This is a genomic window from Kineosporia sp. R_H_3, assembly GCF_002198675.1.
GTDB lineage: Bacteria > Actinomycetota > Actinomycetes > Actinomycetales > Kineosporiaceae > R-H-3.
Genome location: NZ_MWLL01000073.1, coordinates 1 through 23,751, shown reverse-complemented (window position 1 = coordinate 23,751; position 23,751 = coordinate 1). Strand labels below are relative to the sequence as shown.

Annotated in this window: 28 protein-coding genes and 1 tRNA gene; 11 read left to right on the top strand and 18 right to left on the bottom strand. The window is 74.0% G+C overall.

The window, feature by feature from the left end:
- Window positions 1-253 precede the first annotated feature (253 nt).
- Together ECOMGDLI_RS04390 and ECOMGDLI_RS04385 are read left to right on the top strand one after the other, a co-directional pair.
- Entirely contained in the window at window positions 254-484 is a 231-nt protein-coding gene (locus tag ECOMGDLI_RS04390) for a hypothetical protein (RefSeq protein WP_143447510.1), read from the top strand.
- 63 nt (window positions 485-547) lie between these two features.
- A tRNA-Lys gene (locus ECOMGDLI_RS04385) sits at window positions 548-623 on the top strand.
- Between the two features lie 264 nt (window positions 624-887).
- On the opposite strand, the gene ECOMGDLI_RS04380 is transcribed toward ECOMGDLI_RS04385, so the two are convergent.
- The 4 genes from ECOMGDLI_RS04380 to ECOMGDLI_RS04365 form a co-directional block, all read right to left on the bottom strand.
- Window positions 888-1,784 carry a helix-turn-helix domain-containing protein gene (locus tag ECOMGDLI_RS04380; protein ID WP_088314218.1) on the bottom strand — a complete coding sequence of 299 codons (897 nt, stop codon included), beginning with the start codon at window positions 1,782-1,784 and terminating at the stop codon, window positions 888-890.
- Window positions 1,781-2,317, bottom strand: a complete 537-nt coding sequence (locus ECOMGDLI_RS04375) for an SRPBCC family protein (protein ID WP_088314215.1) — start codon at window positions 2,315-2,317, stop codon at window positions 1,781-1,783. The genes ECOMGDLI_RS04380 and ECOMGDLI_RS04375 overlap by 4 nt, the downstream gene beginning before the upstream one ends.
- Before the next feature lie 133 nt (window positions 2,318-2,450).
- Window positions 2,451-2,984, bottom strand: coding sequence for an SRPBCC family protein (locus ECOMGDLI_RS04370; RefSeq protein WP_088314212.1), 534 nt, complete (start codon window positions 2,982-2,984; stop codon window positions 2,451-2,453).
- 11 nt (window positions 2,985-2,995) lie between these two features.
- Window positions 2,996-3,385: an SRPBCC family protein gene (locus ECOMGDLI_RS04365; RefSeq protein ID WP_158220896.1), complete on the bottom strand. Its 390-nt coding sequence runs from the start codon at window positions 3,383-3,385 to the stop codon at window positions 2,996-2,998.
- A 180-nt stretch (window positions 3,386-3,565) separates the two neighbouring features.
- Here ECOMGDLI_RS04365 and ECOMGDLI_RS04360 point away from each other — a divergent pair, with 180 nt between their 5' ends.
- Window positions 3,566-6,343, top strand: a complete 2,778-nt coding sequence (locus ECOMGDLI_RS04360) for a BTAD domain-containing putative transcriptional regulator (protein ID WP_088314206.1) — start codon at window positions 3,566-3,568, stop codon at window positions 6,341-6,343.
- A 165-nt stretch (window positions 6,344-6,508) separates the two neighbouring features.
- On the opposite strand, the gene ECOMGDLI_RS04350 is transcribed toward ECOMGDLI_RS04360, so the two are convergent.
- Window positions 6,509-6,844 (bottom strand): anti-sigma factor, encoded by a 336-nt coding sequence (locus ECOMGDLI_RS04350; RefSeq protein WP_198954543.1) that lies wholly within the window; start codon window positions 6,842-6,844, stop codon window positions 6,509-6,511.
- Complete coding sequence (locus ECOMGDLI_RS04345; RefSeq protein WP_198954542.1) at window positions 6,841-7,404, bottom strand: sigma-70 family RNA polymerase sigma factor; 564 nt, start codon at window positions 7,402-7,404, stop codon at window positions 6,841-6,843. Before ECOMGDLI_RS04345 ends, ECOMGDLI_RS04350 begins: the two co-directional genes overlap by 4 nt.
- 248 nt (window positions 7,405-7,652) lie before the next feature.
- Here ECOMGDLI_RS04345 and ECOMGDLI_RS04340 point away from each other — a divergent pair, with 248 nt between their 5' ends.
- From ECOMGDLI_RS04340 to ECOMGDLI_RS04310, 7 genes are read left to right on the top strand one after another with little or no spacing between them, the layout of a single operon-like run.
- Complete coding sequence (locus tag ECOMGDLI_RS04340; protein WP_158220895.1) at window positions 7,653-8,891, top strand: ABC transporter substrate-binding protein; 1,239 nt, start codon at window positions 7,653-7,655, stop codon at window positions 8,889-8,891.
- Window positions 8,888-9,787: an ABC transporter permease gene (locus tag ECOMGDLI_RS04335; protein WP_088314197.1), complete on the top strand. Its 900-nt coding sequence runs from the start codon at window positions 8,888-8,890 to the stop codon at window positions 9,785-9,787. The genes ECOMGDLI_RS04340 and ECOMGDLI_RS04335 overlap by 4 nt, the downstream gene beginning before the upstream one ends.
- Window positions 9,784-10,608 (top strand): ABC transporter permease, encoded by an 825-nt coding sequence (locus ECOMGDLI_RS04330; RefSeq protein WP_088314194.1) that lies wholly within the window; start codon window positions 9,784-9,786, stop codon window positions 10,606-10,608. The genes ECOMGDLI_RS04335 and ECOMGDLI_RS04330 overlap by 4 nt, the downstream gene beginning before the upstream one ends.
- Window positions 10,609-10,653: 45 nt before the next feature.
- Window positions 10,654-11,673, top strand: a complete 1,020-nt coding sequence (locus ECOMGDLI_RS04325; protein WP_088314190.1) for an ABC transporter ATP-binding protein — start codon at window positions 10,654-10,656, stop codon at window positions 11,671-11,673.
- 21 nt (window positions 11,674-11,694) lie between these two features.
- Window positions 11,695-13,095, top strand: a complete 1,401-nt coding sequence (locus tag ECOMGDLI_RS04320; RefSeq protein WP_088314187.1) for a radical SAM domain-containing protein — start codon at window positions 11,695-11,697, stop codon at window positions 13,093-13,095.
- 26 nt (window positions 13,096-13,121) lie between these two features.
- Window positions 13,122-13,826, top strand: a complete 705-nt coding sequence (locus ECOMGDLI_RS04315; protein ID WP_158220894.1) for a TVP38/TMEM64 family protein — start codon at window positions 13,122-13,124, stop codon at window positions 13,824-13,826.
- Entirely contained in the window at window positions 13,826-14,461 is a 636-nt protein-coding gene (locus tag ECOMGDLI_RS04310) for a CDP-alcohol phosphatidyltransferase family protein (protein ID WP_088314182.1), read from the top strand. Before ECOMGDLI_RS04315 ends, ECOMGDLI_RS04310 begins: the two co-directional genes overlap by 1 nt.
- 38 nt (window positions 14,462-14,499) lie before the next feature.
- Here ECOMGDLI_RS04310 and ECOMGDLI_RS04305 read toward each other — a convergent pair whose 3' ends face one another.
- The 4 genes from ECOMGDLI_RS04305 to ECOMGDLI_RS04290 all read right to left on the bottom strand — a co-directional run bounded on the left by ECOMGDLI_RS04305 (window position 14,500) and on the right by ECOMGDLI_RS04290 (window position 17,559).
- Window positions 14,500-15,987 carry an NAD(P)/FAD-dependent oxidoreductase gene (locus ECOMGDLI_RS04305; protein WP_198954540.1) on the bottom strand — a complete coding sequence of 496 codons (1,488 nt, stop codon included), beginning with the start codon at window positions 15,985-15,987 and terminating at the stop codon, window positions 14,500-14,502.
- Entirely contained in the window at window positions 15,984-16,271 is a 288-nt protein-coding gene (locus ECOMGDLI_RS04300) for a zf-HC2 domain-containing protein (protein ID WP_088314179.1), read from the bottom strand. The genes ECOMGDLI_RS04305 and ECOMGDLI_RS04300 overlap by 4 nt, the downstream gene beginning before the upstream one ends.
- A 99-nt stretch (window positions 16,272-16,370) precedes the next feature.
- Window positions 16,371-17,090, bottom strand: a complete 720-nt coding sequence (locus ECOMGDLI_RS04295) for a Crp/Fnr family transcriptional regulator (RefSeq protein WP_198954539.1) — start codon at window positions 17,088-17,090, stop codon at window positions 16,371-16,373.
- 22 nt (window positions 17,091-17,112) lie between these two features.
- Window positions 17,113-17,559, bottom strand: a complete 447-nt coding sequence (locus ECOMGDLI_RS04290; RefSeq protein WP_088314176.1) for a hypothetical protein — start codon at window positions 17,557-17,559, stop codon at window positions 17,113-17,115.
- A gap of 211 nt (window positions 17,560-17,770) precedes the next feature.
- Here ECOMGDLI_RS04290 and ECOMGDLI_RS04285 point away from each other — a divergent pair, with 211 nt between their 5' ends.
- Entirely contained in the window at window positions 17,771-18,568 is a 798-nt protein-coding gene (locus tag ECOMGDLI_RS04285; RefSeq protein ID WP_088314173.1) for a class I SAM-dependent methyltransferase, read from the top strand.
- A 101-nt stretch (window positions 18,569-18,669) separates the two neighbouring features.
- Here the strand turns inward: ECOMGDLI_RS04285 and ECOMGDLI_RS04280 are convergent, their stop codons facing one another.
- The 8 genes from ECOMGDLI_RS04280 to ECOMGDLI_RS04245 all read right to left on the bottom strand — a co-directional run bounded on the left by ECOMGDLI_RS04280 (window position 18,670) and on the right by ECOMGDLI_RS04245 (window position 23,446).
- Window positions 18,670-18,963, bottom strand: coding sequence for a hypothetical protein (locus tag ECOMGDLI_RS04280; protein WP_088314171.1), 294 nt, complete (start codon window positions 18,961-18,963; stop codon window positions 18,670-18,672).
- Window positions 18,960-19,385: a helix-turn-helix transcriptional regulator gene (locus ECOMGDLI_RS04275; RefSeq protein WP_088314168.1), complete on the bottom strand. Its 426-nt coding sequence runs from the start codon at window positions 19,383-19,385 to the stop codon at window positions 18,960-18,962. Before ECOMGDLI_RS04275 ends, ECOMGDLI_RS04280 begins: the two co-directional genes overlap by 4 nt.
- A 121-nt stretch (window positions 19,386-19,506) precedes the next feature.
- Window positions 19,507-19,857 carry a hypothetical protein gene (locus ECOMGDLI_RS04270; protein ID WP_088314165.1) on the bottom strand — a complete coding sequence of 117 codons (351 nt, stop codon included), beginning with the start codon at window positions 19,855-19,857 and terminating at the stop codon, window positions 19,507-19,509.
- Window positions 19,854-20,375, bottom strand: coding sequence for an SRPBCC domain-containing protein (locus ECOMGDLI_RS04265; protein ID WP_198954538.1), 522 nt, complete (start codon window positions 20,373-20,375; stop codon window positions 19,854-19,856). The genes ECOMGDLI_RS04270 and ECOMGDLI_RS04265 overlap by 4 nt, the downstream gene beginning before the upstream one ends.
- Window positions 20,375-20,746 (bottom strand): helix-turn-helix transcriptional regulator, encoded by a 372-nt coding sequence (locus tag ECOMGDLI_RS04260; protein ID WP_198954537.1) that lies wholly within the window; start codon window positions 20,744-20,746, stop codon window positions 20,375-20,377. Before ECOMGDLI_RS04260 ends, ECOMGDLI_RS04265 begins: the two co-directional genes overlap by 1 nt.
- Before the next feature lie 50 nt (window positions 20,747-20,796).
- Window positions 20,797-21,321 (bottom strand): TIGR03086 family metal-binding protein, encoded by a 525-nt coding sequence (locus ECOMGDLI_RS04255; protein WP_088314160.1) that lies wholly within the window; start codon window positions 21,319-21,321, stop codon window positions 20,797-20,799.
- A 263-nt stretch (window positions 21,322-21,584) separates the two neighbouring features.
- The gene (locus ECOMGDLI_RS04250) at window positions 21,585-21,911 is read right to left on the bottom strand and encodes a hypothetical protein (RefSeq protein WP_088314157.1); all 327 of its coding nucleotides are present in this window, start codon (window positions 21,909-21,911) and stop codon (window positions 21,585-21,587) included.
- Window positions 21,908-23,446, bottom strand: coding sequence for a helix-turn-helix domain-containing protein (locus ECOMGDLI_RS04245; protein WP_143447508.1), 1,539 nt, complete (start codon window positions 23,444-23,446; stop codon window positions 21,908-21,910). The genes ECOMGDLI_RS04250 and ECOMGDLI_RS04245 overlap by 4 nt, the downstream gene beginning before the upstream one ends.
- Window positions 23,447-23,751 lie beyond the last annotated feature (305 nt).

Here is a 23,751-nt window from a genome sequence, read left to right as displayed (position 1 = left end):
GGCCGGGCGGCCCACGAGCACGGCGGCCCCGCGCGGGGGCAGGTGGAGTCCCTGCGCGGGGCCGCCGTCCGCCCGCGCCCGGTCCGTCGCAACGCGGTCACAGCCCGTCGCCGGACCGCGCACCCGGGTGAACCCCGGCCCCTGAGCACGTCCCTTCGGGTGACGGTCCCGTCAAGTGCCCTCCTGCACACGTCGACATCCACGCCGAGCACGGGACTCGGGCCCGTGCCGGCGGACAGGACGGTGACCGGTGATGCGAGGCGACTTCGCGCAGACGGTGGAGACGGTGCGCACGGCGTCGTGGCTGGCCCACGAGCGCGCCTGCGACCTCCTGCTGCCCGACCCGGCCCGGCTCCGCCCGCTCGCCATGCGATGGCTCGACGGCCACCTCCCGCTGACCCTCGTCATGGACCTCTCGATGCCCCACGGCCCGCACTCCGACGAGCTGCTCGCCGGCGAGCCGGAGCCGCAGACAGCGTGGTGACGGCAGCCCCGGGGAACCGATTTCACTCCGCGGCCCGGCCCCTGATAACCTCGTCGAGCGTTCGCGCCGTTAGCTCAATAGGCAGAGCAGCTGACTCTTAATCAGCGGGTTCGGGGTTCGAGTCCCTGACGGCGCACCACCTGGCAAGACTCTGACCAGCGGTTTCACCGAAACGGTGGACCGCTGGTCTCGCTTTGTGAGACGGCTGCGAACGTGGTGATAACCGAGGCGTTAGCAGTCGGTTCGCAGTCTCGTCGGATCGGGCGACAACCGGTGGCGTCCTCGCAGGTCGGCCGGACGCGTCGGCACGGCCCGTCACGAGAGCCCGCTCAATGTCCATCCGCGCGATAGCTGTCTGGGCGGGAGCGAGGGCCGGCCGGCCCTCGCGATACGTCAGGGAGCGTCAGAAGACTTCGGGCGCTGCGTGACTGGCCCTGACCGGGGCCGCGCCGTTCGATCGGGGTGCGGCCGTGAGCTCCCGGAGGGCGGCATCGCTGTCCGGGTCCGCGGGGAACATGAGCTCGACATCTAGCTCGGACGTGGTGACCTCCGCCGCGGCGTCGAACCGCATGACGGTCGAGACGGTTCGCACCCGGCGGCCTCCGACGAGCAGAACGGGACATGTCACGGGCAGGTCGCCGTCCGTGCTGTGCGAGCCTTCCCCGTCCCCGGTGCCGCTCGACGTCCCGAGGCTGCCGGCGAGATCCTGCGCCCGTCCGAGCAGCGCGACAACGTCCCGGTCGCCGGTGAGGAACGCCTCCCTGCGCAGGGTGGTCAAGGTGGCGCGGACGACGTCGCGCCAGTTCTCGACCCGGTCCCGGTAGGGGCCCTCGCCGAACCACAGGTCCACGACCTGCGCCGGGCTGAGGTCGGTCAGGCCGGGGAACAGCGTGTGCGCGGCACGGTTCGCGGCGAGGAACCGCAGGCCACGGCCGATCACCCACCCGGGGTAGGGCTCGTGCCGCTCGAGGACCCGGGCCAGGACGTCGCGGACGGCGGCCATGGCGGGGTCGTCGAGGTGGCGGGTCGGGTAGGCCGGTGCGCAGCCGGCCGAGGTCAGGAGGTCGTTGCGTTCCCGGACGGGTACCGCGAGGACGTCGGCGAGGCGCAGGACGAGGTCAGCGCCGGGCCGTGAGCGGCCGGTCTCGACGAAGGAGACGTGGCGTGGCGTCGTCCCGGCGGCCACGGCCAGGTCGAGCTGGGACAGGCCGCGCAGCCCGCGCCAGTAGCGCAGTCGTCGTCCGAACGGGCTCGGCGTGCGGAGGTCTGCGCCTGGGTCCGGGCTCGTGCTGTCGCTCATCCTCGAACTGTAGGAGCATCCGCTCCTTCGCCCGGCCCGGTGCCCGGCACTGGCGCCGGCTGCTTGCGCGGGTGCGGCCGGCCGGTGAGCAGGATGTGTTCGAGGTCGGTCAGCACGGCGCGGGACTCTCCTCGCATCCGGATCCGGAGCACCGGACCGAGCATCCGGAAGGGACGGCTCAGGGTCAGGGTGGCGTGCACGTGTACCGCGCAGCGGTCGGCCGCGAGGGGCATCACGGTCCACCTGTTCACCGCGCGGGTGACGAACGCCGGCATCCCGTCGACCGCCTGGTAGTGCAGGGATCGGGCGGTGTCGTCGTAGTGCAGGAGCTGCTCCCGGACGGCGCCGGCGGGGAAGGGGCCGACGCCGAGGATGTGGCAGGTCCGGGTCGCCCCGACCGCAGGTTCCGGTGCGTCGAGCGACGAGCCCAGGATCGGGGCGGCCCAGCCGCCGATGTCGGCGAAGTGCCGGCCCACGACGTCCCAGGCGCGGTCCGCCGGGACGCCGATCTCGTGCTGCATCATCAGGTCCATACCTGCAGTCTGCGCAGTGGTTCAGAGCGCAGCGATTCCCTGCGAGGGAGTGTGTGCGGCATCTTCTGGCGACCAGGGCAGGTTGCCCGGGGCGGAGGTGGCTCGTGCCCCGGGCAACGCCTGACGGGACGGGTCAGGCGGCCCTGGCCCGTGCCCTCTGCGTCTGTCGTGCCTTCCGGGCGGAGACCCGCCCCGTCTCGGCGTAGACCTTCAGGTCCTCGAGGGTCGGCCGCAAGGTGCGGGCGAGCTGGAGCCGCATCATCGGTGCGGCGAGGGCACCGACAAGGCCGGCGACGTGGGCGGTCGCGACGCTCGTGGCCTCGCTGCGACCGCCACCGAGGTCCCGGACCGTCCAGGTGTTCTCGACCGAGGTGACGAACGACGGCATCTTGGTGGCGGCGACGGAGTAGGTGAAGGTCCGTCGGGCGGCGTCGAAGTGGGTGAAGCGCTCGTCGGTGACGCCGAACCCGGGGATGGTGCACGACCGGCCGACCGACGGCGCGCCGTCCACGACTGCTGCGGCGACGTCGTTGTGCCCCGAGACGGGAATGGTGCTCGCCCAGTGCGAGATGCTCTCGAACTCGTCGGCGAGGACCGACCAGAGCCGGTCGGCGGGGACGTCGACGCGGGCTGTGCTCGTGACGCTGATCTTCCTGGTCTTCTTCATGGCGTTGCCTCTCAGGCGAAGTGGCGCTTGATGGAGTCGACGGCGGTGTCGACGGGTTCGGTGACCGCGCCGGCGAGGGTGTCGGGGGCGACGTCGGTGATCCAGGTGAACCGGCTCGTGGCGTCATCCACCGGGGTGACCTGCATCGAGGCGTGGTGGTGGGTGAACCCGAACGGCGAGGCCTGGATCGAGTACGCGAGCCGCCGCAGGTCGTGGTCGACGCTCACGATGAGCTCGCGCAGGGCGCCGGCGTCGCCGAGCTGGCAGCTCCGGATGTCGCCGTCGACGGTCACCTCACCGAGGAAGTCGATGAGCCGGTTGACGCCGCCGACGTCGGCGACGGCGTCCCAGACCTGCTGCGCCGGCGCAGTGAGGGTGAACTCGCGGACGAGGGTGGCCATGGTCGTCTCCTGACTGCCGGTGTCGATCACCGGCGATGTGGTGGTGGTGGTCTGGACGACCGTCGCGTGTCCGGCTTTCGCGGGGCTGTGCCACGGGTGCGCCATGGCGCTCCGGGCGGGACAGGTCCGTGACAGGTCGACGACAGATCACGGCCCCCGTGCGGGGGTATCGTCCGGCGCGTGACAGCGGACGCTGCTCCACCGGTGCGCCTCGAGGTGCGGCTGCTCGGCCCGGTCGAGGCCGTCGTCGACGGTCGGGCCGTGCTGCTGCGTCGCGGCCGCCAGCAGCTCCTGCTGGCCGCGCTCGCGCTGCGGGCGGGCGAGACGGTCCCCGCGTCCCGGCTCGTCGAGGAGCTCTGGCCGGGCGGTCTTCCGGAGGATCCTGAGAACGCGCTGCAGCAGCTCGTGTCGGCGGTCCGTCGGTGCCTCGGCCCGGCCCGGGGGCTCCTGAGGACCGTGCCGTCCGGGTACCGCCTCGACCTGGTGCCGGAGAGGACGGACGTCGGCCGCGCCGTTGCGGCTGCGGCCCGGGCAAGCGCGCTGCTCGTGGCCGGTGCGGCGGGCGACGCAAGGACGGTGGTCGAGACGGCCCTGGGCACCTGGCGGGGGCAGCCCCTCGACGGCGTCGCAGACGGCCCGCTGCACGTCGAGGCCGAGCGGCTGGAGGAGTTGCGCGGACGGCTCGAGGTGGCCGCGGCCGATTGCGCCCTCGCCGCCGCGGACCGACCATCCCTCGACGCGGCGGCGGTACGGCTCGCGACCGCGACCGTCCGGCGCCCGCTCGACGAACCGTTGTGGGAGCGCCGGATCGCCGTGCTCGCGGCCGTCGGCCGGCCTGCGGAGGCGTTGACGGTCTACGAGACGGTGCGCCGCACGCTCGCCGACGAACTGGGGGTCGACCCGAGCGCCGGCCTGCAGTCCTTGCACGCCGACCTCATCGGCACCCCACGGATCGGGCAGAGCCAGGTGCAGACACAGGTCGGGGCGCCCGCGGCCGACGGCCCGCGGCACGGCGACCGGGTGGACGCTCTGCGGCTCGGCCCGCTGCCCCCGCTGCCGCTGTCCCGGCTCGTGGGCCGCGAGGTCGACCTGGCCCAGCTGGGCCGCTGGCGGGCGGACGGCGTCCGGCTGGTGACCCTCGTCGGTCCGGCCGGGATCGGCAAGACGCGGCTCGCGATGGAGAACGCCTACCGGACCGACGGCCCGGTCGCCGTCGTCCTGCTCGACAGCCTCGCCGCGGACAGCGACGTGACCGCCGCCGTCGCGGCCGCCGTCCGGCTGCGCGAGGTCGGCACCCGGGACATGACCGATGTCCTGGCCCGCTCGCTGCCTGCCGGGACCACCCTGGTGCTCGACAACGCCGAGCACGTCCTGGGCCGGGTCGCGACGCTCGTCGCGGCGCTCCTCGCGCAGGCGCCGGACCTGGCCGTCGTCGTCACGAGCCAGTGGCCGCTCGGCCTGTCGGGCGAGCACCAGCTCCGGCTGGAACCGCTGACCGGCCCCGACGCGGACGACCTCGGAGCACTGCTGCTCCTCGACCGCGCGGCGCAGGTCCGGCCGGCCCTCGCGACCCCGACGGATGACGACGCCCGCGCGGCCACCCGGATCGCGACCCTGCTCGACGGCGTGCCTCTGGCCATCGAGCTCGCAGCGGCGCAGGCCCGGCACCTGACCCTGCCCCAGCTCGCGGACTCGCTTGCCGGCTCCCTCGACCTGCTCGACCGCGACACCCTGCGCGTCACCGCCCGGCACCGCCGCCTCGTCGACGCCGTCGACTGGAGCCTCAGCCTGCTCTCCCCGGAGCACCTCGACGTGTTCACCCGCTGCAGCGTCCTGGCGGGGGTCTTCGACGCAGACCTCGCTGCGGCGGTCACCGGCACGTCCCCCGAGGCGAGCCTGTCGACGCTGCTCGACCTGGCCGACCGCAGCGTCGTCCACGTGGTCGCCGCGCCTGCCCGACGCCCGGGGTCCGCCGACCACGTCGGTGCCGGAGAGGACACCGCGCCACGCTTCTGCCTGCTGCGCCCGCTGCGCGTCCACGCCGCACGCCGCCTCGACGGCAGCGGAGGCGCCGACCCGACCCGCGACCGGCTCCTGGACTGGGTGGTCGACCTCACCGCCCGCGCCGACGACGGGATCCGCGGCCCCGACCAGCTCCAGTGGCTCGCCCGGCTGGACACCGCGCGCGCCGACATCGAGAACGCCCTCGCCCACGCCGTGGCCAGGGGCCGGCTCGCCGACGCCGTCCGGGTCGTCGCCGCCCTGGGCCGCTACTGGGACTGGCGCAGCCGGCTGCGTGACGCAGACCGGTGGACCACGACGGTGATGGACGCCATGGCCGCCTCCCCCGGCATCGGCGAGGTGCCCGGCTACGGCAGCGTCGCCGCCTGGCGCGGGTTCGCCGCCATCGAGCGCGGCGACCCCGACACCGGTGCCCGGTGGGCCGAGGAGGGCCTCGCCGCTGCCCGTCGCGCCCGCGACCTCGACGCCGAGACGACCTGCCTGGCGATCCTGTCCCTGGCACCCGACGAGGGCACCCGCAGCGCGCTCGAGACGCTCGACACCGGCCTGGGCCTCGCCCGACGCAGCGGCAACCGCTGGGCCCGCGCGTGGGGCGTCAACCGGCGCGGCTACGTCCGGCTGCTCACCGGTGACCTGGACGGCGCCGCCGCGGACGCCGACGCCTCCCGCGCCGACTTCGAGGCCCTCGGCGACTCGCGCGCCGCCCGGTGGGCCGACCTTCTCACTGCTCTCGTCGCGCACCGGCGCGGCGACGTCGAACGCGCGGCCGCGCTCAGCACCGCCACGTTGCAGGCGGCGCAGACCCTCGGCGACCTCCGCACGGCAGGCCACGCCGCCGACCTGCTCGCCTCGGTCGCCGGTAGCGCCGCCGAACGCGATTCGTTGCAGCGCCTCAGCCGGACGTACCTCGCCCGTCGGACGGACGACCCGGACTGACATCCCGGCCCGTCGGGTCCGGACCCTCGTCGGCGAACGCGGCACGCATCCGCAGGTCACTGCGCGGGTCGGGGCAGCAGGACCGGACCCGGACCCGGCCGCGGACCGTGCCCACGACGAACACCAGCAGTGCAGCGACGATGAGCACGCCGAAGACGTACCGCATCACGCAGGCCCCTCGTCGTCCGGCCGGTCGCCACCGGCAGCGAGGAGCGACTGCCCGAAGGCCGTGAGCCGGGCAGCCGCCGCAGGGTCGACCGGAGCGCCGCGACGCGACAGCGCGCCCTTGATCTCGCGGTAGGTCCGGGCCTCGAGCCCGCACCTGCGGCAGTGCTCGAGGTGCTTCTCGATCCGGCGGACCTGCGTCGCGTCGGTGTGTCCGTCGAGGTAGGACTGCAGGTGCCGGGCGACCTCGGCGCAGGAGGCCTCGTCGCCGCGGCCCATGAGCCACATCATCGCCGTCGTCAGCCTCGTCGTCATCGTCGTCGTCAGCCGGCTCATACCCCGGCCTCCTTCCCGGTCACGGTCCGCAGGTGCGCGCGGGCGGTTGCCGGTGCGACCCCGCCGGCTGTCAGCGCGGCCCGGATCCGCGCGCGGCCGCGGTGCAGGCGGCTCATCACGGTGCCCGTCGGGACGTCGAGCACCCGGGCGGCATCGGCGTAGGTGAGCCCGTCGAGGTCGACGAGGCGGACGACGGACCCGAACACCTCGGGCAGGTCGTCGAGGGCGCGGGCGACGGCGTGGTCGAAGACGTCCCCGAGGACGAGGTCCTCGGGGGTGGAGGGAGCGGGTGCGCCGGGCCAGCTCACACGGTCCTCCTCGTGGGTCTGGGGGTCGGCGAGCAGGGCCGGGCGCCGTGTTCGCACCCGGTTGAGGTGGGTGTGCCGCAGGATCGTCAGCAGCCACGCGCGCGGGTGCGCGCCGTCGAACCGGTCGCAGGCACGGAACGCCCGGATCAGGGTGTCCTGGACCAGGTCCTCGGCGTCGACAGCCTGCTGGGTCAGGGTGAGCGCCACCCGCAGGAGAACGTCGACCTCGGGCAGCACGTGCTCTGCGAACACCCGGTGCCGGGCAGCCTCCGCCGCCGGCCCACCGGACGGATCCTCGGCCGGCGGCTCAGGCGGTGGGCGATCACTCACACGGAGGTAACCCGGCTCGATCCGTGCCGCATTCCGCACCGTGCCTGCGCGCCCGGTCCACGAGGTCGGCGTCATGGCCACGGCAGGCCCGACGGGCGCGCAACGACCGGGAATGGCAGCCTGCCCGGACCGGGTTCCCGGACCGCCCGCCGATCCGTGAAGGGACCTCAGTGCCTGTCCGCCTGCTCCGCACGACCTGGTCGGTCGCCGCTCTGCTGCTCCTCGGCGCCTGCTCGACGGGGTCCACGGTCCCCGCGACGTCGTCCGCGTCCGTCCCCGCGCGCTGGGCCGACGTCCTCGCCGAGGCGAAGGGCCAGACGGTCAACTGGTACATGTGGGGCGGCGACGAAGGCCTCAACCGGTACGTCGACGGCTGGGTGTCCCGCGAGGCCGCGAAAGTCGGCGTGACGGTGCGCCAGGTGAAGATCGCCGACACCGTCGACGCGGTGAACAAGATCCTCGGTGAGCGTCAGGCGGGCCGGACGTCGGACGGGTCGGTCGACCTGGTCTGGGTCAACGGCGAGAACTTCGCGACCGGCCGGCAGGCGGACCTGTGGGCCTGCGGGTGGCCGTCGCGGCTGCCGAACGCCCGCTACGTCGACCTCGCCGACCCGGCTATCGCCAACGACTTCGGCCGCCCGGTCGAGGACTGCGAGGCGGCCTGGAACACCACGACGTCCGCCCTCGTCTACGACTCGGCGAAGGTCAGCGCCGCGGACGTCGGGTCGCTCGCGGCCTTCGAGCAGTGGGTGCGGGCCCACCCCGGGCGGTTCACCTACCCGGCTCCCCCGGACTTCACCGGCTCGATGGTCGTGCGGACCTTCGCGTACGACGAGGCGGGCGGCTACCAGGGTCTGCAGGGCAGCTTCGACCAGACCCGGTACGACGGGCTGGCACCGCGCCTGTGGTCCCGGCTCACTGCGCTCGGACCGAGCCTGTGGCGGGGCGGCGACACCTACCCCGCCTCCCAGGAGGCGGTCGCGAAGCTCTTCGCGGACGCCGAGATCGACGCGTACTTCACCTACGGGGTGGGTGGTCTCGGCACCCAGGTGGCGCAGGGCCGGCTGCCCGCCACGACCCGGTCGGCGGTCTTCTCCGGCGGCAGCATCGGCAACGCGAACTTCCTCGCGATCCCGAAGAACAGCCCGCACCAGGCGGCGGCGATGGTCCTCGCGGACCTCCTGCAGTCCCCCGCGGCCCAGTACGAGAAGAAGGTCAACCCACCCGGGTACGACCCGGCGATCGACACGACGAAGGCCGGTGACTTCGCCGCCCGGTTCGCGGCGATCCCGGTGCCCGCCGCGGAGCTGCCGACGACCGTGCTCGCCGAGGCCGCCGTCCCGGAGATGCAGGCGTCCTGGGTGACCCGGCTGGAGAAGGACTGGGTCAGCGAGGTCCAGCAACGATGAGCGCGGCCGGTCCGGACACCGAGCAGCGGGCCGCCCGGCGCGCGGGCCTGCGCGTCGCCGTGCTCCTGGCCCCGGCGCTGCTCGTCGTCGTCGGGCTCTTCGGGACCGGGCTGGGGCTCGGGCTGCTCCAGAGCCTGGGCTACCAGCCGTACCTGCCGGGCTGGTCTTGGACGACCGACGCCTACACCGGGCTTCTCGACGACCGCGCGGTCCGGGCCTCGTTCGTGCTGACGCTGCGGATGTCGGTCCTCGCGACCGCCGGCTCGGCGGTGCTCGCCCTGGGGATCGCCATGCTCGTGCACTCGACGCGCCGCGGGCGCCGCCTGCTCACCGCGGTCCTGCAGGTCGGGCTCCCGGTCCCTCATCTCGTCGGCGCCCTCGCCATGAGCCTCATGCTCTCGCAGAGCGGCCTGCTCTCCCGGCTCGCGTACGCCGCCGGGCTGACCTCGTCACCGGCGGACTTCCCGGCACTGACGCAGGACAGGTTCGGCTGGGCCGTGCTCGCCGAGTACCTGTGGAAGGAGACCCCCTTCGTCACCATCGTGGCGCTCACCGCCCTGGCCCGCGGCGTGGCTCCCCTCCAGGACGTCGCCGCCACGCTCGGAGCCCGCCCCTGGCAACGGTTCCGCCACGTCGTGCTGCCGCTTGTCGCACCTGCCGTCGGGGCGGCGTCGGTCGTCGTCCTCGCGTTCACGTTCGGGTCGTACGAGGTCCCCGCGGTCCTCGGGCGGCCGTACCCGGCGCCGCTGGCCGTTGTCGCCTACCAGCGGTTCACCGACACCGACCTCGCGGTGCGCCCGCAGGCGGTCGCGATCGGCGTCGTCCTCGCCGTCGCGGTCACCGCGCTCGTGGCGGTGTACCTGCGGCTGCTCGACCGGCTCGGGACCGCCCGGTGAGGCGGGCCGTCGGTGCGCCGCTGCTCGTCACGGGCCTGCTCGCCGGGCTGCTCGCACCGCTGGTGCTGCTGGCCGTCTGGTCGGTCACCAGGACGTGGCGGTACCCGGCACTGTGGCCGCAGTCGTTCGGCGACCGCGCAGTCCGGGTCGTGACCGATCCCGGCTCGCAGATCCTCTCCGGGCTCGTCACCTCCGCCGGCATCGCTGCGACGGTCGCCGTGGTGTCCGGGGCGGTCGGGCTGGCCGCGGGCCGCGCGCTCGGCCTGCACTCGTTCCCCGGCAAGGGGTTCGTGCGGTTCGCTCTCCTGGCCCCGGTCGTCGTCCCGGGCATCACCGTGAGCCTCGGCATCCAGGTGGTGTTCATCCACTACCGGCTCGCTGACACCGTGCCGGGCGTCGTCCTGGCCCACCTCATCCCCGCGACCCCGTACGCGACGCTGGTGCTGGCCGCGGCGTACACCCGGTTCGACACGGCGTTCGAGGACCAGGCCCGGGTGCTCGGCACCAGCCCGCTGCGGGTGCTGGTCCACGTCACCCTCCCGGCGCTGCGGCCGGCGCTGACGGTCGCGATGATGCTGACGTTCCTCATCTCCTGGAACGAGTACGTCCTGACGCTGCTCGTCGGGGGCGGCAGCGTGACGACGCTGCCGCTGCTGCTGTTCTCCGCCATCGGTTCCGGGGACACCGCGCTCGCCGCCGCCCTCGCCCTGGTCGTGAGCGTCCCGCCGCTGCTGCTCGTCGGCGTCACCGCCCGGGCGCTCACCGGCGCCGGAGCATCGACCGGTTCGGGTGAGACGCTCGCAGCCCTCGGGAGGGCCTGACCCGTGACCGGACCCGTTCGGCAGCAGGAGGATCCATCCGCGGGTGTGCGCTTCGACGCCGTCGTCGCCCGGTATGACCGCGGCGGGCCGCCGGTCCTCGACGGCTTCGACCTCGCCGTCGAGCCGGGCACGCTCACGTCGCTGCTCGGCCCGTCCGGCTGCGGCAAGACGACGGCCCTGCGCCTGCTCGCAGGGCTGCTCGCCCCGACCGGCGGGGACGTTCGCGTCGCCGGCCGGTCCGTCCTCACGGTGCCCACCCACCGGCGCGAGGTCGCAGTGGTCTTCCAGCAGCCGCTGCTGTTCCCGCACCTCGACGTCGCCGGGAACGTCGCCTTCGGGCTGCGGATGCAGGGCGTCGACCGGACGACGACCAGGCGCCGGGTCGCCGACATGCTGGACCTGGTGCACCTGTCCGGGCTCGGGTCACGGCGTCCGGCCCAGCTGTCCGGCGGCCAGGAGCAGCGCGTGGCGTTGGCCCGGGCGCTCGTCGTCCGGCCGCGCGTCCTGCTCCTCGACGAGCCGCTGTCCCAGCTGGACGCCGGCCTGCGCGAGGAGATGCGCGGCCTGGTCCGGGCCGTCCAGCGCGAGCTGCGCCTGACGACACTGTTCGTCACCCACGACCAGGAGGAGGCGGCGTCCCTCTCCGACCGGGTCGCCGTCCTGCTGGGCGGCCGGGTCGCGCAGGACGGGACACCGCAGGAGCTCTACGAGCGGCCGGCGTCGCTGCCGGTCGCGCGCTTCCTCGGCACCGCCAACCTCGTCCCCGGAGTCGTCCGCGACGGCGTGTGGACGGGCCCGCTCGGGCGCGTCCCGACCGGCGCCCCGGACGGCCCCGCGACCCTCGCCGTCCGCCAGGAGTCCCTCGTCGTCGACCTCGACCCGGACGCCGCCGGGCTGGCCGCGACCGTGACCGACGCCAGGTACCGCGGCACCTCGTGGGAGCTCGACCTGCACGTCGGCGACGCCGTCCTGCACGCGGTCACCCCGCCGACCCTCAAGGCCGCGCCCGGCGACCTGGTCCGCGTCGCGCTACCGCCCGGCCACGGGCACGTCCTGCCCGACTGACCCTGCCCCGAGGAGCCGCACGTGCAAGTACGACGGACCGCCTGGCGCCTGCTCGAGGCGACCCAGCCGGTGCACCCGCAGACCCGGGCCGCGCTCGACCGGCGCTGGGCCGACCTCCCCGAGCACGCGCGCACCCCGGAGCAGTCCCTCGGCAGGCACGCGATCGGGTGCGAGGGGACGCACGGCGTCTTCCCGAGGTGCGACCTGACGTGCACGCCGTGCTACCACTCGAAGGACGCGAACAAGGTGCGGGTCGACGGCGCGCACACCCTCGCCGAGGTGGACCGGCAGATGGCGTTCCTGCGTGAGCAGCGCGGGCCGCGCGCGCACGCCCAGCTCATCGGCGGCGAGGTGAGCCTACTCGCGCCGGACGACCACGCCGCCGCCCTGCTGTCGATGCGCCGGCACGGTCGTGAGCCGATGTCCATGACGCACGGGGACTTCGACGCCGACTACCTGCGGTGTCTCGTCACCGACGCGACCGGTCGGGTCCGGCTGCGGCGGGTGTCGTTCGCCGCGCACATGGACTCCCTCATGCGCGGCCGCCGGGGCATCCCCCGCCCGCGGTCCGAGGCCGAGCTGCACCTCTTCCGGCAGCGGTTCGCGGACATGTTCGCGGCGCTGCGTCGTGAGCTCGGCGTCCGCTCCTACCTGGCGCACAACATGACCGTCACCCCGGCCAACCTCGACCAGGTCGCCGAGGTCGTCGCCGCGGTGCTGCCCATGGGGTACCAGATGATGTCGTTCCAGCCCGCGGCGTTCCTCGGCGACGACCGCCGCTGGAAGGAGGGCTACCGCACCCTCGACATCGACGCCGTCTGGGCGCAGATGGAGCGCGGCGCCGGGACCCGGCTCCCCTGGGCCGGCATCCAGCTCGGCGACCGGCGCTGCAACCGGACGGCGTTCGGGCTGCTCGTCGGGACACGATGGGTGCCGCTCATGGACGAGCAGGAACCGCTGGACGCCGTGGCGCGGGACCGCTTCTACGCCCACCTCGGTGGAGTGAACTTCGGTGGCACGCCACCGGTGCTGCTCCTCGCCAAGCTGGCCCGGGTGCTCGCCGCGCACCCCGCCGACCTCGTCGTCGGTCTGCGCTACGGCCGGTCGCTGCTGCACCGCGCGGGCGGCCTGCGCCGACTGCTGCCCGCCCTCACCCGCCGTCACGTGCGGCCGATGACGTTCGTCGTCCACGCGTTCATGGACGCCGCCCAGGTCGCCCCGGCCTGGGACCTCCTCGAACGTGGTGAGACGAGCGCCGACCCGGACGTGACCGCGACGCAGGAGAGACTGCGGGCGTGCATGTACACGATGGCCCACCCGGAGACGGGGAAGCTGGTCCCGGCGTGCGCCCAGCACGCGGTGCTCGACCCGGTCGAGAACGCGGGACTGCGCCGGCTCCTGCCGCTGGTGGAGGTCCGCTGAGCCCGCCGCAGGCCGGGCCGGAGGACGTGCCGGACGATGCGGCGGGCGACCCGTCCCGCGGGGTCTGGCTCCGACTGGCGGTGCTGCTGCTCATCGTCGGCGGCGCGGCGGCGGTGGTCGCGGTCCGCGGGGTGCCCGACGTCGACTCGCTGAAGGCCCTCGTCGCGGACGCCGGCACCGCCGGGCCGGTGCTCTTCGTCGTCGTCTACGCCCTCGCGACCCTCGCACCGCTGCCGAAGAACGTGCTCAGCGCGGCAGCCGGGGTGGTCTTCGGCATCGTCGCCGGCACCGGGCTCGTGCTCGTCGCCGCCCTGCTCGGTGCGGTCGCCGCGTTCTGGCTCGGCCGGGCACTGGGCCGTGACGGCGTCCGGCGTCTCACCGGCCGTCGGCTGGACCGCCTGGACCAGGTCCTCGAGCGCCGCGGTGTGCTCGCGGTCGTCGCGGTCCGGCTCGTACCTGTCTTCCCGTTCACCGCCGTCAACTACGGCAGCGGGCTGCTCGGCGTCCGGTTCCGTGACTACCTGCTCGGCACCGCCGTCGGCATCGTCCCCGGCACCGTCGCGTTCGTCGCACTCGGGCACTACGGCACGGCACCGCGGTCGTGGCAGTTCGCGCTGTCCGTCGTCGTCCTCGGCGCGCTCTCGCTCGGCGGCTGGGTCGCCGGGCGCCGGCACCGCATGCCGCCCGCCGGGCCGCCCGCCGGGACAGCCTCGGGCACGGACGGCGCCTGATGCTCGACGCCACGGCGCGCCGCGTCCTCGAGCGGCCCCTGGACGCGGTCGCCGGCGGGCTCACCCGGGTCGGCTGGATGACCCCGGACCGGATGACGGTCGTCGGGCTCGTCGTCGGTCTGGCGAGCGCCGCCGCGGCGGCGCAGCGGTGGTGGACGGTGGCCCTGGCTCTGTGGCTGGCGTCCCGGTTGGCGGACGGTCTCGACGGCCCGCTGGCCCGGCGCCTCGCGGCATCCCGCGCGCCGTCCGGCGACGGCGCCCGGCCGCCGTCGCAGGCCGGGGGCTTCCTCGACATCAGCGCCGACTTCGTCGTCTACGGCACGACCGTCGTCGGGGTCGCCGTCGGCGCGGGCGGGTCCCCGTGGCCGTTCGTCGCCGTGCTGCTCGCCTACTACGTCAACGGGTCGGTGTTCCTCGCGTTCTCCTCGGTCGCCGAGCGCACCGGCCGGACGATCGACGACGGGCGCTCCCTGTCGTTCCTCGGCGGCCTCGCCGAGGGTACCGAGACGGTCGCCGTCCACGCCCTGTGGTGCCTGGTGCCTGCGGCCGCCGGCCGGGTCGCCACGGTCTGGGCCGTCGTCGTCGGGATCAGCGCGGCGCACCGGATCTGGGCCGGGTACCGCGCGCTGCGCTGACGGTCGCCGGCGTGGCCTCGGTGACGTGCGGAGCCCGCTCAGCCCCGCAGGCCGAGCCAGCGGCGACGCAGCCCGACGAGGACCCCGACCGCCCGTGCGGCCCGCGGCGTCGCGAGCTGGGCCCGGACGTCGGCGATCGCCGCGTTCCACGGCCCGTCGCCGTACGTCGGGTACGCGTGCACGGTGCCGGCGAGGTCACGGCTGCGCAGACCGAGCCGGACGGCGAGCACGAGCTCGGCGAGCGACTCGCCCGCCCGCGGCCCCACGACGGTGGCACCGCGGACGCGCCCCTTGCCGTCGAGCACGAGCCGGGCGAAGCCTGCGGTGTCTGCCTCGGCGACCGCGCGGTCGACCTCGTCGTGGCGCCGGGTCACCACCCGCCACCCCGGGCGGCCGTCGGCGTCCGTCGCGGGCACCCCGACCGCGGCGACCTCGGGGTCGGTGAACGTCACCCGTGGGATCGCCGTCGTCTGCGCCGCCCGGTGCAGCCCCAGCACGGCGTTCGAGGCCGCGGTGCTCGCGTGCACCCCGGCCGTGTGGGTGAACTGCGGGTGCCCGGTGATGTCCCCGGCGGCCCAGATCCGTGGGTTGTTCGTCCGCAGCGCCTTGTCCAACTGGACGAACCCGCGGCGGTCGACGCGCACACCCGCCGTCTCCAGGCCGAGCCCCGCGGTCCGCGGGGTGCGGCCGACCGCGACCAGGAGCCGGTCGTAGGCCACCTCGACGTCACCGTCGAGCACCAGGCGGCCCGACGCCGGACCGTCGGGCAGCACCTGGCGCACCGCGGCGCCGGTCAGCACGGTGACGCCGTCCTCGCGCAAGGCATCCGTCACCACTGCGGCGGCGTCGAGGTCCTCACGGGGCAGCAGCCCTGGGGCGGCCTCGACGACCGTCACCGTGGCGCCGAGCCGGGCGAAGGCCTGGCCGAGCTCGCAGCCGATGCTGCCCCCGCCGAGCACGACGAGGCGCTCCGGCAGGTCGGCGAGGTCCCAGACGGTGTCGCTCGTCAGCGCGTGCCCGGTCGCCACGGCCTCCGCGAGGCCCGGCACGGGCGGCACCGCGGGCGAGGCACCCATCGCCAGGACCGCCTGCCGGAACGGGACGTCCACGCCCCCGACCCAGGCGGTCCGTCGCCCCGTGAACGTCAGATCCCCTGCGACCACCCGCACGCCGGCCGCCTCCATCGTCTCGACGGAGTCGGCCGGCTCGATCGTCGCCACCGCGGCCCGAACATGCTTCATCACCGCCGGGAAGTCGACCTCCACGACACCGGTGTGCACCCCGTGCGTGCCGGAGCGGCGTGCTGATGCCGCGGTCGCGGCCGCGGAGAGGAGCGCCTTGCTGGGGACGCACCCGGTCCACAGGCAGTCTCCGCCCATCCGCTCCCGCTCGACGAGCAGCACCGAAGCCCCGAACCCGGCGGCGGTCTTCGCCGCGACGATGCCGGCGGTGCCGCCGCCGACGACCAGGAGGTCCCAGCCGCCCGGAGGCGGCGCGGGGAGGGCGGCGGGGTCGGACGCGGTCACGGAGTCTCCTCGTGGGGATGAACCACAGCCACGTGCTGCAGGCGACGCACGACAGCGGGGTCGGGACCGCTGCGGGCGGCGATCCGGTCCAGCGAGGCGGCGAGCCGCTGGTAGTCCGCGGTCATCGAGCGGCAGCGCCGGCACTGCGCGAGGTGGCTGACCAGGCGTTCGAGGTCCCAGAGGTCGAGGCGACCGTCCGGGTCGTCATCGAGGGCGGCCTGGATCCTGGCCGCCGCCCACCGGCAGTCCCGCCACCGCGCCCACCGGAGCGTGTCGATGTCCATGCACCGGGAACCCGGCCCGCCGCCGTCCCCTTCCCGGACCGGCAGGCGACGGACCGCCCGGCACCCGGGTTCGTCGCGTCGTCGTCACGGCGTCAGCGGTCAGGTCCGGGTGTCGAGGCGGTCCGCGAGCTCGAGGACGGCGAGCGGGTCGAGGACGTCGATCCGCCCCCGGCGCAGCCGGATGTAGTGCCTGTCCCGCAGGTCCCCGAGCACCTTGGTCGTCGTCTCGCGGGTGGTGCCGACGAGGTCGGCGATCTGGTCGTGCGTCAACCGGACGGGCGTAGGCGGTGATCCGGCGATGGTGGCCAGCGCCGAGCAGATCCTGGCCGGCACCGTCTTCAGGGCCGTGTCGGTGAGCCGGGTCTCGAGCTCGGCGATCCGCGACCCGAGCAGGGCGGTGACGCGAGCGACGATCCGGGCGTCGGCGAAGAGCAGCCGCTGCACGTCGGACCGGTTCATCACGCACAAGACGCCGGCCTCGAGCATCTCCGCGTACGCGTCGTCCATCCGCTGCCCGAGTGCGGGCATCTGCCCGAACAGCTGCCCAGGGGTGACGATGGCCGTGGTCAGGCTGCGGCCGTCGACCGCCGTCCGGTAGACCCTGACCCGACCTGCCTTGACGATGAACAGCACGTCGACCGGCCGGTGCGGTGCGTAGAGCAGCGCCCCCCGCGGCACCTCACGCATCGGTGCCGCCTCGGCGATCGCCTGCATCTCGGCGTCCGAGAGGTCGGCGAACAGGTCCATCTCCGACAGCCGCCACGCGCGCGCGACGTCGACGACGTCGCGCGCGCGGCTGTCCTCGGAGCCCGGCATCATCGAGCCTTCCGCACGGCCGACGTCATCGGGTGCGGCGCACCGCGACCGCGGCGACAGCCCCGAGGACCATGCCGAACACCACGTGACCCATGAGGCTCTTCCACGCCATCGCGTCGATCGTGAACAGCGGCATCCCCAGCCTGGCCGGCATGAGCAGCAACGGCCCCAGGACCCACCACACCATCCCGTACACCGCGCCCGCCACCAGCCCCGTCACCAGGCCACCGAGGAACCGCGCCCCCAGCACAGTGAACGACGCCCCGATGAACGCCGAGATCGCCAGGTGCGCCACCCAGCCGACCGCGACCGCCGTCGACCCCACGAGCTGGGCGACCATCGCCATCATGCCCATCATCTGCATCATGAGACCGAAGACCAGGCCCCCGGCCAGGCCCCCGGCGACCCCCGCACCGACCTGCGGCACGGAGATCCCCATCATCGTCGTCGGACGCTGAGCGGTCGTCGACATCGCACGCACTCCTCACCGGCATCCCCGACGGACGCCTCACCGCGACGCTAGGAGCCGCACCCGGCGAGTTCTGTGTGCTGGCACACGTTCGCGGGTGACGCCGTCGGGTCATGCGTGTGGAACCCACGCCGGCCGCGTGTCCTTCCCGGGGCGGAATACGTGCCGCCGCGGCCGGGGTTGCTGTGGCGTGCAGCGGGCGGGCAAGGACTCAGTGAGCCGCGCCCACGACCGGTGGGCGGCCTACGTCGCGCGGTACCACGCCGGCAACCCCGGGATCACCGAGACCGCGTTCGAGCACGCCCGCGACGGCGCCCTCGGGACGCCGCACGACTGGCTGGCCGCCGCCCTGCCCGGCCCGGTCGGCGCCGTGCTCGACCTAGCCTGCGGCAGCGCCCCGATGTTCGACCGGCTCCAGCACGACAGCTACCTCGGGCTCGACCTGAGCACCGCCGAGCTCGCCCTCGCCCGGGCACGCGGACGGGGCCCCGTCGGTCTGGCCGACGCCCGATGGCTGCCGCTGCCGGACTCCTGCGTCGACACCGTCGTGTGCTCGATGGGCCTCATGCTCGTGCAACCGGTGGACGACGCGGTCCGCGAGGTCGCGCGGGTGCTCCGCCCCGGCGGCCGGTTCGCGCTGCTGCTGCCGGCCCTCGGCCCGATCGCGCCGCGCGACGTCCGCCCGACCGCCGCCCTCGCGGCAGCCCTGCGCGGCCCCGGCTCGATGCCGCAGCGGCTCGGCGGACGCCGACTGAAGGCAGCGCTCGGCCACGCCGGCCTCACCGTCCAGGCCATGCACCGACACCGGTTCCCCTTCCCGCTGACGTCGCCGGACGACGTCCGCCTGGCCGTCTCCGCGCTCTACACCCCCGGACGCACCGCCCGGCAGCTACGCAAGGCCGAGGAACGGCTCGCGCGGTACGTCACCGACCGGGCCGAACTGGGCCTGCCGCTCCTGCGCCTCGTCGCCGAACGCGCCGACCGGGCGCGAGTGGTCACCATGCGGCCATGACGTTCGCCTACAGGACTGGACCTGGAGACGCCCGGGACCGGCCAAGTCCACCCCGCACCGGTCAACTGGTCGAGGTCGGCGCTGACCGGTCGGCGCCGAGGCTACATCGAGTGCGCCTCGTAGACCCGGACGCTGTCGATGATCGGCATCGTGGCGACGAGCTTCTCGGCGTCGGCGAGGCTGTCGGCGTTGAGGATGCAGTAGCCGACCAGGGGTTCGGGCGAGTCCAGGGTGAGGTCGGTGCGGCCGGACGGGGTGAGCTCGACGCCGCGCCCGAAAGGGCTTCCGGGGTCGACGAGGTGCGGCCCGGCGGCGGCGAACCATGCGCCCCAGGCGGTCTGGACCTCGGGGGTCGGGGTGGTGAAACCGTAGGTGAGGACGAGGAACTTCTTCATGGCTGGCTCCCTGATGGGGTGTCGGTCCCGGCCCCGGCGTCCCCGCCGGGGTCCGGGTCGGGGTCCGGGGCGTCGATGCCGAGGTGTCGGGCGTAGTTGTCGTAGGTGGCGCGGTCGGCGCCCCAGTAGGTGTGGAACTGGCCGACCCAGTCCTGCAGCTGTGCCAGGGGTCGACGGTTGAGCGTGAGGTAGGTGGTGCGCCCGCGCTTGTGCCGGACGACCAGCCCGGCGTCGACGAGGATGCTGATGTGCTTGTGGATCGCGGGCAGCGACAGCCCGCGGTGCCGGGCGAGCTCGCTGACCGCCCTGGGCTGCAGGCCGACGAGGTAGACGATGTCGCGGCGGTGCGGGTTGGCCAGGGCCACGAGGACGCCGTCCAGGACGTCGTCCGACACGTCGTCCTGGGCCGGACCGTCGCGCACGCCGCCGACCTCCTTGGTTCACCTTGCGGTGAACGTTAATGGATCGGTGAAGCGTTGTCGACGGTCTGCAGCTATCGGACCTGGCAATCCCCTGGCAGAGCCAGCCGGCTCGACAGGTGTGTCAGCGCGCGCCGTCAGATGCGGGTCCGGTGCTGTCGCGGACGTGGCGCAGGGCCTCATCCACCAGCCCGGGCCAACTGGCTGCTCGGGTGGCGGGGATCGCGGCCCAGGCGCGGAACCGGCGGCCGGCCGGTGCGAAGGAGTGGGCGTGGCCGGAGTCGACGAGGGCATCCACCGGGAGGGCGGACAGCTTGACGAGCAGGTCGCCGGTGCGTGGACCCCAGGCGGCGAAGAACGCGCCGGCGACGCGCAGGCAGGGCAGACCCATCATCGTCGAGCCCGCGACGTCGGGATCCTGGCGCTGCGAGCCGCTGACGTCGTCCCAGAGCGCCCTCGCGTCGTCGGCGGTCACGGCTCGACCCGTTGTCCTGCAGCGGGGACGCGTTCGGCGGCCAGCGGGTCGGGTCCGGGGTCGCGGCCCTCGGCGACGGCGGTGAGGCGTGCGAGGTAGTTGGCCCAGCCGCCGTGGTGGGCTCTGGCCATCGGCTCGGACAGGCCGCGGTGCACGAGGTGCAGCTCGGTGCCGGTTCCGTCGGCGGACGGCAGCGGCGTCAGGGTGATCTCGACGAGGGTCGACCCGACGGGGATCCCGACGTCCTGCCGGTCCCAGCCGTAGGTGAAGACGACCCGTCGGGCCGGGACGAGCTCCACGAACCGGCCCTCGACCCGGTCGCCGTTGGCGTGCCGCCAGGCGATGACCCCGTCGACGACGGCCTCGACCTGGGCCTGCGGCGCCATCCAGCGCACGATCCCGTCAGCATGTGTGAGGAGTGCGTAGACCCGCTCCGGTGGGGCTGCGACGACGACGGTGCGGTCGACGAGACGCACCCCCAGGCCCGCAGGTGCGTCGCCGTCGTCCGGTCCGCTCATCACGCCCCGCCCGCTCGCCGGCCGCGGGCGCCGGCGCGCGGCTGCGTGGCTTCTGCCTCGTCGTGCTCGGCGACCGTTCGGAGGCGGTCGAGGGCGTCGCCCCAGACCTCGTCGAGGACGGCGCGGACCTGCGCGAGCCGGGCGAAGTCCGCCCGGTAGAGCCGGCGCTGCGCGTCGACCCGGACGTGCAGCAGGCCGGTCTGGCGCAGCAGCTTCAGGTGGGGACTGGCCGCGGCAGCGGACAGCCCTGCGGCCTGTGCCAGCTCGGTCGCGGTCCGCTCCCCCTGGCGCGCCAGGGCGAGCATCGCCCGCCGGCCGGGATGGCCCATCGCGCGCACCGCCTCCTCCAGCACACCGTCCGGCTCACCCACGGCGTCCGACGGTTCCGGTGTCGCTGACTCTGGCGGCACGGCCCCTGGCGTCACGGAGTGCGGCCCATCGCAGCCAGCAGCCGGTCCTGGGCGGGGGCATCGACGGCGACAGGCACCGCGGGGCCGACCAGACCCGCAGCGCGGCCATGCTCGGGCATGTCGGGCAGGAACATCGCCACGCACGCGTCGACCAGACCGACGTCGAGCCTGCGGTCCTGACCGGTCGCTACGGCCAGGTCCCAGCTGTGCACCAGCTGGTCCATGAACGTCCCGGCCACAGCCTCGGCGACGGACCACTCGAAGCCCAACGGGGAGGTGCACGTCCGAGCGAGCACACCAGGCTCACGCAGCGCCTCGAGGCACTGCTCCACGGCGTCCCGGTACGACGCGAGGCCCTCGCCGGGATGCCCGGTCGCAGCAAGGAGGTAGTGCGCGCCGCCGCGCATATGATCCAGCAGCGCGCGCACGTCCCACTCGCTGCACGGCGTCTGAGCCGACAGCTGGTCATCGGTCACCGCGTCGGCCAGGACCACCGCACGCGTCGCGGCCGCCTCGAAGAACGCCACCGGATCCATCAGACCTCCCCTTATCAAGCATTCACTTAATCAAGTGATGACTTAATCAGGAGCCCTTGAGGTCGTCAAGATCCCGAACTGAGGGACACAGACGCCGGCCCCGCCACCACCGTGTACCCGATTCGACGGATCAAGCGTCCGAGGACGCAGCGCTCGGTGGTGAACGACGACCCGGCGAGTGCTCGTCCTGCGTCACGTGCCGCAGTTCACTGCGCGGCTGCCGCCGGTCCCGTCGTCGCGTCGCGGGAGCAACCCCTGGCTACCTACAGGTCGTGTCGGCCGAGCTGCGAGCCGACGTCGATGCGCAGGAACACCAGCTCGACGACACCGTCGGCGGCGAGTTGCCCGTGCACTGCGTACGCGCGGACAAGGCGACCGGTGGCGATCAGGACCCGGTAGTCGTCACGGCCGGGGATCAGGGGCGGCAGATCTTCCCAGCCGGTGGCGAACCGGTCGAGGATCGCCAGCAGCTCGTACAGCTCGAAGTCCGTCCGCGACGGGGTGCCGTCCTCACCGCGCTCGGCGGGGAGTTGACGGTGCAGGTCGTCGAAGAAGTCGCTGGTCGGGCGGACGTCACGCCGAGCGGTCACGAGGCCCGGGCCGCGCCACCACCACCGGTGTCCTGCCCAGCCCCACCATCGGTGGCACGGCGGGCCAGGGCGGTCTGGGCGTCGCGGCGGGCCTGGTCGACGAACTCGGCCGGTAGCGCGTCCAGGTCGGTGACGACCGCGGCGTCGAACGACACCTGCCGCTGCTCCGCAGACATCGCCTCCAGGTCGGCCGCGGTCACGACCGGGCGACCGAACAGGTCCCGTGCTGCGTCCACCAGGTCCTCCGTCCTCGCGATCGTCGCCTCGCCTGACACGAGGCTACGCCGCAGCGGCGACAGGCGCGGTTCGTCATCCACAGCCTGTCGCGCCCTTCCTGGCGAGCCGTGTCCGGCCGCGGCTCGATCGAGGATCTCCATGTCGAGGATCTGCACGGCGCGTCGCAGGACCGAGGCCCTGGTCACGGGTGTGCCTTCGGCGGTGAGCTCGTCCCGGGCGCGGCACTGCAGGGCCACCCGCCGGCCGTCGGTCTCGGCCAACCGTGCCTCCAGCAGGCTCAGTGCGTCGCACGCCGACGCCGACCGCGTGGAGGCTGACGCCTGGGTGTCCCACCAGGGACCCGGGCAGGACAGTCGCGCCGGGCTGCGGGTCGCTGGGTCCGCGGCAACAGCGAGCAGGGCCGGGACCGCTGCCGCGGCCGGCCAGCCGCCGTCCAGGACCGCAGCGGCCAGGACGTCGGTGAGCCGGTCTGCCGTCCACAGCGCTCCCGAGCGGCCCCGCTCGAGCCGCAACCGGACACACTCGGCGGCGACGTCCGCCAGGTCCTCGACGCCGATCAGGGCCAGGACCTGCGTGCGGCGGGCAGCACGCACCTCCTCGGCCGGCGCCCGCTCGTCGCCGGAGGAGGGCCCGGGAGGAGGAGAGATCTCGGTAGAGAACTCTCGGTCGAGCCGCACGCCTGCGGCCACCCCCGCCGCACCGGTGCGGCCACGGGTAGCCGCAACCATGCGGCCACCCCGGCCCCGCCGGCACGACCCGCGGACCACCCGGTCAGCAGCGAGCGCACCGCGACCCGACTCGCTCTGGCCAGGGGTGGCCTCATCCGTGCGGCCACCTCTCCCCCGCCCCGCACGATCCGGCCGGTCCGGCCGACCGGGCCTGGTGCTCCGCACCAGGTACCGGTTGGTCAGGTTCACCCCGTCCCGCACCCGCCGGGTCACCTCCACCGCGCCGATCGCGACGAGTTCCTTCAACGCCCGGTCCACCGAGTCGACCGACTTCTTCCGCAGCCGCTCCGCCAACGTCCGCCGCGACGGCATCCGCTGACCCGACGACGACCCGAACCGCAACAGCACCGCATACAGCCGAACCGCCGCGTCCGAGACGTCCGCGTCCAGCACCCACTCCGGGACGATCGAGAACCGCTCCTCCAGGACCAACTGCCCGCCGGACTCTCGACCACCAGGGACGTCCGGGCTACCGTCGAACGCAGGCGCCTCAACACTCGCGCCGCCCACGTCCGGGGAGGCCGACTGCAAACCTGGTGATAACGCGACTGCTGGCAACACGTCGGACACCCCGACATCAGCAGCACGGTGAAACTGCCTCTGGCCTGCGGAAACGCCTACCACTGGTCCAGCCCCGCACGCTCACGGACGACGGGTTCCGTCCTCTTAATCAGCGGGTTCGGGGTTCGAGTCCCTGACGGCGCACCGAAGAAAGTGCAGGTCACAGGCCCTGTGGCTCCCCCGGGAGCCCGGGGCCTGAACTGTTCTGGCAGCAAGCCGACGAGGCCCCATGACGGCTCGTGGCTCGTGATCGCGCCGAGGCACGGTCAGGGTGACCCCGAGTCGCGTTCAGGGTCGGGTGGGGGTCGTTTGGG